Source organism: Haloferax sp. s1 (genome assembly GCF_058382125.1).
Map to the genome: position 1 here is coordinate 1 of NZ_JBZRPK010000597.1, position 8,936 is coordinate 8,936.

Here is an 8,936-nt window from a genome sequence, read left to right on the forward strand (position 1 = left end):
CGCGGCGATCCCCAGCGGCTCGGTCACGTACCCCGACCGACCCGGCCGATGGCCGGCGGTCGCGGGTATCCTCGCGCTCGTCTGGGTCGAAACGGCGACAAGCGTCACGAGCCGCCCTGAAATCCTCGCAACGGCGCTCGTCGGCTACACCATCGTCACGCTCGTCGGCGCGGTTCTCGTCGGTGAAGAGACGTGGTTCGACCGAGTCGACCCCGTTTCGGTCTTCCTCCACTTCTACGGACGGGTCGCACCGATTCGCCTCGACGACGACGGTCTCTCGGTCCGCTTGCCGGGGATGCGACTCGTCACCGACGACGACTTCGTTGACCTCGCGGATGTTGCGGTTACGGTCGTTCTCGTCTGGGAACTGACGTTCAGCGGGTTCGTCACGACCGAACAGGGTGCTGCGGGTATTAGGGCCGCTGTCAACGTTGGACTCCCACCACTTCTCGTCTACGCACTGCTCTACCTCGGGGGATTCGGTGTCTTCCTCGGCCTCTACGTCCTCGCAGCACGGATAACAGCCCGCAGAATCGACACCTTCGAGACGCCGCTGTCGCTCGCCATCAGATTCGCTCCCCCGTTGCTCGTTATCGCCGCCGGTTACCATCTCGCGCACTACTTCGGCTTCTTGATTTCGCTTTCGCCGATGCTCGTCGAGGCGTTGTCGTCGCCGCTGTCGTCGCCGGCGAACCCGATTGTACTCACTCTTCCCGCGTGGTTCGGCGGCCTGAACATCGTGTTCATCCTCTTCGGGCACCTCTTTGCCGTGTGGGTCGCGCACTCGCAGGCGTACCGGACGTTCCCGAGTCGAATGCAGGCGGTTCGAAGCCAGTTCCCGTTTGTCACCGTGATGATTCTCTACACTATCATCAGCCTGTGGCTCATCTCGCTGCCAACGGCGTCCCCGCCGTTCCTGCAGTGAGTTATTAACTAAAACGATTCAGATTGTGAATATACAATATGTCTTGGCCGATTAGTAACAGGTGAATTATTAACTGGTCACTGGTTAGTGCTGCATATGAGCGAATACGATGGGCGTGACCTGGACGACGGGACGGGTTCGTCCACAGCACCACCGGACGACTGCGGGTGTGATGGTGCCTGCGATGCCGACGCCGATACGTCGGCTTCGACCGGTTCCGGTGAGGAGTTGAGTCCTCCCAAGTCCGGTAGCGACACCGCCCGCGCGGAGTTCGGTGTCCCGGAGATGGATTGCCCCTCCTGCGCCGGGAAAGTCGAGTCCAGTGTCCGCCGACTCGACGGTATCGACGATATCGACCCGCGGGTGACGACTGGTCGCCTCGTCGTGGATTACGACCCCAATCGGACCACGGTCGGCGATATCCGGACCAACATCGAGGGTGCAGGCTACGCCGTCGAGGACGAACCATCGACCCGCCGGATTACACTCTCGGTTCCCGATATGGACTGTCCGTCCTGTGCGGGGAAGGTCGAAAATGCACTCGCAGACACGTCCGGCGTACTCGACTACGAGACGCGCCCGACGACGGGGAAGGCTGTCGTCACCGTCGCAGCAGACGCTCGGCCGGAGACCGTCGTCGCCGCCATCGAAAACGCCGGCTACGAGGTCACCGGAACCGATGCTGACGAACTCGTCGGAGACGGCGACACCGGCGACGCTGACACCGAACACGAGAGCGTCTGGCGGAGTTCCCGCGCCGTAAAGACCTGGATTAGTGGCGGCTTCCTCGTGGCGGGTATCACCGCCGAGTACCTCCTCGGACTCGAACTCGTCGTCGCGTCCGTCCTCGGTGTCTCGTTCACGCTCGCCGAGGTGCTCTACATCGTCGGTGCCGCCGTCGGCGGCCAAGCCATCCTCAGAAACGGCTATTACTCGGCGCGGAACCGGAGTCTCGACATCGACTTCCTGATGTCGGTGGCGATTCTCAGCGCCGTCACCGCGAGTCTCATCTCGTCGCCGACAAGCCTCTACTTCGAGGCGGCGACGCTCGCGTTCCTCTTTAGCGTCTCCGAACTCCTCGAACGCTACTCGATGGACCGCACGCGCAACTCCCTTCGTGAGTTGATGGACCTCTCGCCCGACGAGGCGACGGTTCGCCGCGACGGCACAGAAACCGTCGTTCCGGTCGAAGAACTCGAAGTCGGCGACGTAGTCGTCGTGAAACCCGGCGAGAAAATCCCGGTCGACGGGAGCGTGCTTTCGGGCGACAGCGCCGTTAATCAGGCCCCTATCACCGGCGAGTCGGTTCCGGTGGACAAGACGCCGGGCGACGAAGTGTACGCCGGAACCGTCAACGAAGCGGGCTATCTCGAAGTTCGCGTCGAATCCGTCGCGGGCGACGACACGCTCTCGCGCATCGTCTCGATGGTCGAGGACGCGCAGGCGAACAAGACCGAACGCGAGCAGTTCGTCGAGCGATTCTCGTCGTACTACACGCCGGTCATGGTCGTCGTCGCAATCGCCGTCGCCGCGATTCCGCCGCTCGCGTTCGAATTGAACTGGGTGACGTGGTTCGTATATGGTATCACGATGCTCGTCCTCGCGTGTCCGTGTGCGTTCGTCATCTCGACGCCCGTCTCCGTCGTCTCCGGTATCACCTCGGCGGCCCGCAACGGCGTGCTCATCAAGGGCGGCACGCATCTCGAAGCGATGGGGTCGGTCGAAGCTATCGCCGTCGACAAGACGGGCACGCTGACCAAGGGTGAACTCACCGTCACCGACATTGTCCCGGTCAACGGGTACTCGGAAGACGACGTGCTCCGGTGCGCCCGCGGTCTCGAATCGCGGAGCGAACACCCCATCGGCGAGGCCATCGTCTCCCACGCCGAGGGGAACGGCGTCGCCGGTCGGGAAATTGACGAGTTCGAGAGTATCACCGGCAAAGGCGTCCGCGCCGACCTCGATGGCATCCCGCACTTCGCTGGTAAACCCGGATTCTTCGAGGAACTCGGATTCGACCTCGGCCACGTCCACGTCACAGACGCGTCCGACTCACTCTCCGACGAGGTTCGCGCACTCTGTGACAAGCAGGGCTGTCTCAATCTCGTTGAGGACACAATTCCCCGTCTTCAAGCCGAGGGGAAGACGGTGGTTATCGTCGGGACGGAAGACGAAATCGAAGGTATCGTCGCCGTCGCCGACGAGGTTCGTCCGGACGCCCGAGCGACCGTGGAACAACTCCGTGAGTTTGGCCTTTCGGTGGTCATGCTCACTGGCGACAACGAAGGAACCGCCCGCGCCATCGCGGGACAGGTCGGTGTCGACGACTTCCGCGCTGGCCTGCTTCCGGAGGACAAAGTCACCGCCGTCGAGGGACTTCTCGACGAGTACGAGTCGGTCGCGATGGTCGGCGACGGCATCAACGACGCACCGGCGCTCGCCACCGCAACCGTCGGTGTGGCTATGGGTGCCGCCGGAACCGACACCGCGCTTGAGACAGCCGATATCGCGCTCATGGCCGACGACCTCTCGAAACTCCCGTACCTCTACGAGCTATCCCATCAGGCGAATAACGTCATCCGACAGAACATCTGGGCGTCGCTCGCGATTAAGGCCGTCCTCGCCATTGGTGTGCCCCTTGGGTACGTCACCGTCGCACTCGCCGTTCTCGCGGGTGACGCCGGGATGACTCTCGGCGTGACAGGCAACGCGATGCGACTCGCCCGGATTCGGCCGGACGAGTAGCTTCTGAAATCAGCCTCAGAACAACCCCGATTCACAGAACGTAGCCTCGCAGAACTCGATTTTCTGATTTCGGTTTCCAGAACTGTCTTCCAGACGTTTATCAGTTAATGACCCTCCATATAGTCCCACACAACTATCAATCACTGCTCGATTCCTGCCTTCTGAGAAACATCATGTTCAATTTGTATATTCCTACCTGAGGCCGGAACATGGCAGACGACCAGCGCACACGACGACGGTTCATGTGGCTCACTGGAACCGCAGCAATGGCCGGTCTCGCCGGTTGTTCCGGCGATGGCGGTGAAACGGAGACAGAAGCCCCCACGACGACCACGTCGGCAGGCTCGACCGGTGGCGTCCCGGCAGCGTACGCGACTGCGACCTCTCTCGACGGGACCCAACGAAACCCCGATAGCCTCTCCTCGCAGGAGGCTGTCTCGTATCAGGACCAGCCCAAAGACGGGCAACAGTGCTCAAACTGCCGGTTCTACATCGAGGACAAGAACGACGACGGCCTCGGCGCGTGCGCGATTGTCGAAGGCAAAGTCGCGCCCGACGGGTATTGCGTCTCGTACGTGGCGTACGAAGGATAGACAGGTAGCTGAATCCCGGTTGAGTCGTGACTAACCAGCGGCGAACACCGGCTCTCAGGCGTCGCTTTTCAACTCGATGGCACTCTGAATCCGGCAGTGGACCGACCGTTCTTCGCCGTCGTGTTCGACTGGGATTACCCATTGCTCGCCGCATCCGAGGACGGTCACCATCTCTCCATTCTGTCGGTGTTTCACCGAGACAAACACTTCTCCGCGTTCGGCGTCGTAGTCCACGAGTTCGACCAGTACGTCTTCCCCGGCGATAAGCAGGTTCTTCGCCCCGTCTAGCTCCGTGACGTACGATTCCGTGTTTCCTTGGGGGTCGGTGACGAACAGTTCGACGGCCGGCACGTCCTCGCCGTCGGGGTAACTCGCCTCGACTTCGAGCGCCCCGTCTTCGAGTTGAATCCCGTGAATATCGACCAACGACGCTGCGACACCGATAGAGTCTGCGACCTGCTGGCGGAGGTCGCCCAACGGGATTCGAACCGACTTCCGTATCCTTCCCATGGGTGCCCTTACGAACGGGGGGTGTATGAGCGTGTCCGCTAGTCGGTCGCCCCGTCGCGTGTTTCGTCGAGCGCTTCGGCGAGGCGCGAACCGGCGGGAACGGTTTCCGCAAACGCGTCCGAATCGACCGGAAGCCCGCTGTTCACAGAAAGGAAGCTGAGTTCTCCTTCCGCTGCCCGGTCGAGGTTCGTCAAGAAGGCAACTTTCCGGGAGGCGGCGACATCCTCGACGACGGTTTCGGGGTCGACGGACTCGTAGAGCGCGCTGTGTTCCCGGACGTGTCGAACACAGCGTTCGGTGGGTGCGAACAGGAGCAGCGCGTGGACGCCGGGACCGTCGCGGGCGAGTTTCGGGCGAATATGGTGTTCGTTGTCCTTGTAGAAGTAGCGCTCCATGCGACGATACTGCCGGAGAATCTCGTTCGCGCCCGTGGCGTGGCGAATGGCGGCATCGGCTTTGAGTTCGATGAGATAGTCGACCGGTTCGGGGGTCCGGACCCGGATGTACACGTCGGCGACGCCGCGGTTCCCGTAGTGGTCGTACGGCTCTTCGAGATGAATCTCCACGTCGTCGAAGGCCGCCCGGAAGTGTTCAACCACACGCGTCGCCAACTCGTCCTCGCGCATTTATCAGTCGAACTGTGGCGGTCGCCGGGGAAAGGTCCCGCGGTTCGACCGCTGGCGAGGTTGCGCCTTCGGTGCGACGACATACATCTCCGCCGACTCGGCGGTCTCACGCCTGTGCGTGCCGCTCACCCCACCGGGGAAATTACGTATCGGCGACCGTATCATCTATCAATAATGTCTGCCGAGCCATTCGTCGTCGTCGGCGGTGACGCCGCAGGTCTCTCCGCCGCGAGCAAATTCTTGCGAATTGCTCCGGACCGCGAGGTTATCGTCTTCGAGAAGGGTCGGTGGGTCTCCTACGCTCACTGTGGAACGCCCTACTTCGTGAAAGGAGAGGTCGAACAGCTCACCGACCTGCTTTCGCTGTCGCCCGAACAGGCCGAAGAACGGGGTATCGACCTCCGGCGCGAACACGAGGTCGTCGCGGTCGACACCGACAGGCAGGTCGTCACGGTCGATGGGCCGGACGGGCGGTTCGAACAGCCGTACAGCGACCTTCTCGTGTCGACGGGCGCGAGAGCGACCACAGAGCCTATCGAAGGGTTCGAACTCGACGGCGCGTTCAAACTGCACGGTCTCGACGACGCGGCAGCGATTCGGTCGTTCCTCACCGACCCGGAAGAAGCATCGCTCGACGCCCTCGGTGGCGGCGGTTTAGTCGATGCGGAACGCGCCACCCACTTCGCCGAGATGGCCCCGCCGGAGTCGGTCGCCATCGTCGGCGGTGGCTTCGTCGGCGTCGAGATGGCCGAGGCGCTCTCGGCGTACGACCTCGACGTGCACCTGTTTCAGCGGTCGGGTCACGTGCTCAAGTCCTTCGGCGAGGCGGTCGGCGAGGAGGTCGAAGCACACCTCCGAGAACAGGGCGTCTCGCTTCACCTCGGCGAACCAGTCGAGCGACTCCGAAGCGACGGCACGGGCCGCATTGAGGCTGTCGTCTGCCCCGAGCGGGAACTGGCCGTCGACGGCGCAATGGTCGGTATCGGTCTCCGGCCGAACGTCGAACTCGTTTCCGGCCAGGTCGAACTCGGCGAGACCGGGGCAATCAAAATCGACGAGTACGGCCGGACGAGCGCCGAACACGTCTACGCGGCGGGCGACTGCGCCGAAATCACACACACCGTCACCGGAGAACCAACGTGGAACACGCTCGGACTCCCAGCCAACCGCGCCGGTCGAGCTATCGGACAGACCGTCGCCGGAGAACCCGAACCGGTCGGAACAGTCGCCGAAACGTCAGTCGTGAAGGCGTTTGACCTCGAATGTGGCCGAGCCGGGCTTATCGACCTCGAAGAAGCTCGTGACGCCGGCTTCGACCCCGTCTCGAAGACTATCACTGCAGGCTCGCGCTCCGGCTACTATCCCGGTGCCGCGGAGACGACCGTGACGCTCGTCGCTGACCGGGATACGGGTCGGTTGCTCGGCGGGAGTATCGTCGGTACCGACCGCGCCGCCGTCAGAATCGACACCGTCGCCACAGCACTCGCTGCCGAATTGACTGTCGAAGAAGTCGAACGACTGGACCTCGGGTACGCTCCGCCATTCAGTCCCGTCTGGGACCCGGTGTTGACCGCGGCCAAGGTCCTTCGTGGGTCGATGTAAACCCACGGCCGATATAAATGAAAGCCTATATGACACATCCGATTGGTCAGATTACTCCGAACAAAACGACTATTATCGATTGTGTGGTAATGATACGCTCACGTGCTGGACAAAACTACAACGAGGCCGGAACGCACTGAATCGAAGGCGGCGAGCGAGTCCGATACCCTCGAATCTCAGAGGCGGTGTCGATGAACGGCAGGGTCGCTGCTTGTCTATTTCTCCTCCTCGGGACGCTTTGGGGGAGTTCGTTCGTCGCCATCGAAATCGGGCTGGAGTATTTCCCACCGCTTCACTTCGCCGCGCTTCGGTACTACCTCGCCGGTCTCATCGTCCTCGGATACGCCGCGGTCTCGACCGATTACTGGCGTCCACACACGCGAACCGACTGGACGCTCGTGGGTATCGCTGGCGCGCTCCTGATCGGCGGCCACCACGCCTTTCTCTATCTCGGACAGGAGCACGTCCCGGGTGCCGTCGCGGCTATCGTCATCAGTCTCGGCCCGGTTCTCACCGCGTTGTTCGCGACGGGACTCTTCGGTGACCGCATCTCGGGACTCGGAATCGTCGGGTTCGTTCTCGGATTCGTCGGGGTCGGCTTCGTCGCTCAACCGGACCCGAACGCGCTCTTTTCCAGCGACGTGGTCGGTGTCGGCATCGTGTTCGTCGCGTCCGCATGTTTCGCCCTCGGTGCCGTCTTGACTCGGCCGTTCTCGTCGAACATTCCCGCCCGGACGCTTCAGGCGTGGGCGATGCTCTTGGGAGCCGCGTTGCTCCATCTCACCGGTGTTGTGACGAACGAGTCGCTCGCGGCTATCGAGTGGACCGGAACCGCCGTCGGGTCGCTCGTCTATCTCGCGGTCATCAGCGGCGCGGCGGCGTTCCTCATCTACTTCGAACTCCTCTCTCGGTTCGGCCCCACACAAATCAACCTCATCGGCTACCTCGAACCCGTCTCTGCGACACTCCTGAGTTGGATGTTTCTCGACAAACTCATCGACCCGCTCACGGCAGTCGGATTTGTTTCCATCTTCGCCGGATTCGCGCTCATCAAACGGCGGGCACTCGGGGAGTTGGTCGGCTCCGTCCGGTCTCGGGTGAACTGAGCGAGAGTTAATCGCGAATCTTCTTTCGAAGTTATATCCTTGGCTCCGTCTCACCCACCTTCTTTCGAAGTTATACGCTTGCTCCGTCTCACTCGCCAGTGAATTCTCACGTTTCAATGGCGTGCTGTCTACGACTTCTCCTCTCGAGACGGAGCTCTCTTCTCGGACTCGTTGGTATTCGTCCCGAATAATAAAAAATAGCTCTCAAATAATAGCACTTATTATCTAGAGCAAGATTTCTATTAATACATGCGAACACAGACTCGACGTGCGTTCCTCGCATCTCTCTCTGGAACCGCCGCCGCTGGTCTCGCTGGCTGTCTCGGTTCCGGAGCGCCTGCACAGTCCACTACGGAGACGGTGGCGACGGCGTCGTTCTTCATCTTCGGCGACGTTGCGCGGCATGTCGCGGGCGACGTTGCACGCGCCGAGACGCTTGTTCCAATCGGACAGCACGGCCACGGGTGGGAACCCGGCCCGGACGTTCAAGGGCGGGTCCTCGAATCCGACCTGTTCGTCCACGGACTGACGGGCTTCCAACCGTGGGCCGACGATATCCTCACGTCTCTCGATGCCGACGGTTCGACCATCGCAACCGTCGATATCTCCGCCGACGTGGACCTCCACGAAGTCGACGGCGACGGACACGTCCACGACAGCCACGACGGAGCAGATGCGGAAGACCATCACGACGACCCCGAAACGCACACCAACGAGACTGAGCACCACAACGAGACTGAGCACCACAACGAGACTGAGCACCACGACGAAACCGAGCACCACGACGAAACCGAGCACCACGACGAAACCGAGCACCACGACGAAACCG

At 62.0% G+C, this 8,936-nt stretch carries 8 protein-coding genes; 6 read left to right on the forward strand and 2 right to left on the reverse strand.

Annotation, left to right across the window (positions count from 1 at the left end):
* The 3 genes from QT222_RS11945 to QT222_RS11955 all read left to right on the forward strand — a co-directional run.
* On the forward strand, nt 1-925 hold a 925-nt coding region (locus QT222_RS11945; RefSeq protein ID WP_491477300.1), incomplete at its 5' end, for a hypothetical protein.
* Between the two features lie 96 nt (nt 926-1,021).
* A complete protein-coding gene (locus QT222_RS11950) occupies nt 1,022-3,670 on the forward strand; it encodes a heavy metal translocating P-type ATPase (RefSeq protein ID WP_491477301.1) in 2,649 nt (882 codons plus the stop codon).
* A 209-nt stretch (nt 3,671-3,879) separates the two neighbouring features.
* Nucleotides 3,880-4,263, forward strand: coding sequence for a high-potential iron-sulfur protein (locus QT222_RS11955; RefSeq protein ID WP_491477302.1), 384 nt, complete (start codon nt 3,880-3,882; stop codon nt 4,261-4,263).
* Between the two features lie 54 nt (nt 4,264-4,317).
* Here the strand turns inward: QT222_RS11955 and QT222_RS11960 are convergent, their stop codons facing one another.
* A complete protein-coding gene (locus QT222_RS11960) occupies nt 4,318-4,773 on the reverse strand; it encodes a hypothetical protein (RefSeq protein WP_004060844.1) in 456 nt (151 codons plus the stop codon).
* Nucleotides 4,774-4,811: 38 nt separating this feature from the next.
* Nucleotides 4,812-5,399, reverse strand: a complete 588-nt coding sequence (locus tag QT222_RS11965; protein WP_004060843.1) for a hypothetical protein — start codon at nt 5,397-5,399, stop codon at nt 4,812-4,814.
* A 174-nt stretch (nt 5,400-5,573) separates the two neighbouring features.
* On the opposite strand from QT222_RS11965, the gene QT222_RS11970 reads away from it, so the two are divergent.
* From QT222_RS11970 to QT222_RS11980, 3 genes are all read left to right on the forward strand, one after another.
* On the forward strand, nt 5,574-7,001 hold the full coding sequence (locus QT222_RS11970) for an FAD-dependent oxidoreductase (RefSeq protein WP_491477303.1): 1,428 nt from the start codon (nt 5,574-5,576) through the stop codon (nt 6,999-7,001).
* Nucleotides 7,002-7,192: 191 nt separating this feature from the next.
* Nucleotides 7,193-8,107 (forward strand): DMT family transporter, encoded by a 915-nt coding sequence (locus tag QT222_RS11975; protein ID WP_004060841.1) that lies wholly within the window; start codon nt 7,193-7,195, stop codon nt 8,105-8,107.
* A 249-nt stretch (nt 8,108-8,356) separates the two neighbouring features.
* Nucleotides 8,357-8,936, forward strand: a 580-nt coding sequence (locus QT222_RS11980) for a metal ABC transporter substrate-binding protein (RefSeq protein WP_491477304.1), incomplete at its 3' end; no start/stop codon positions are given.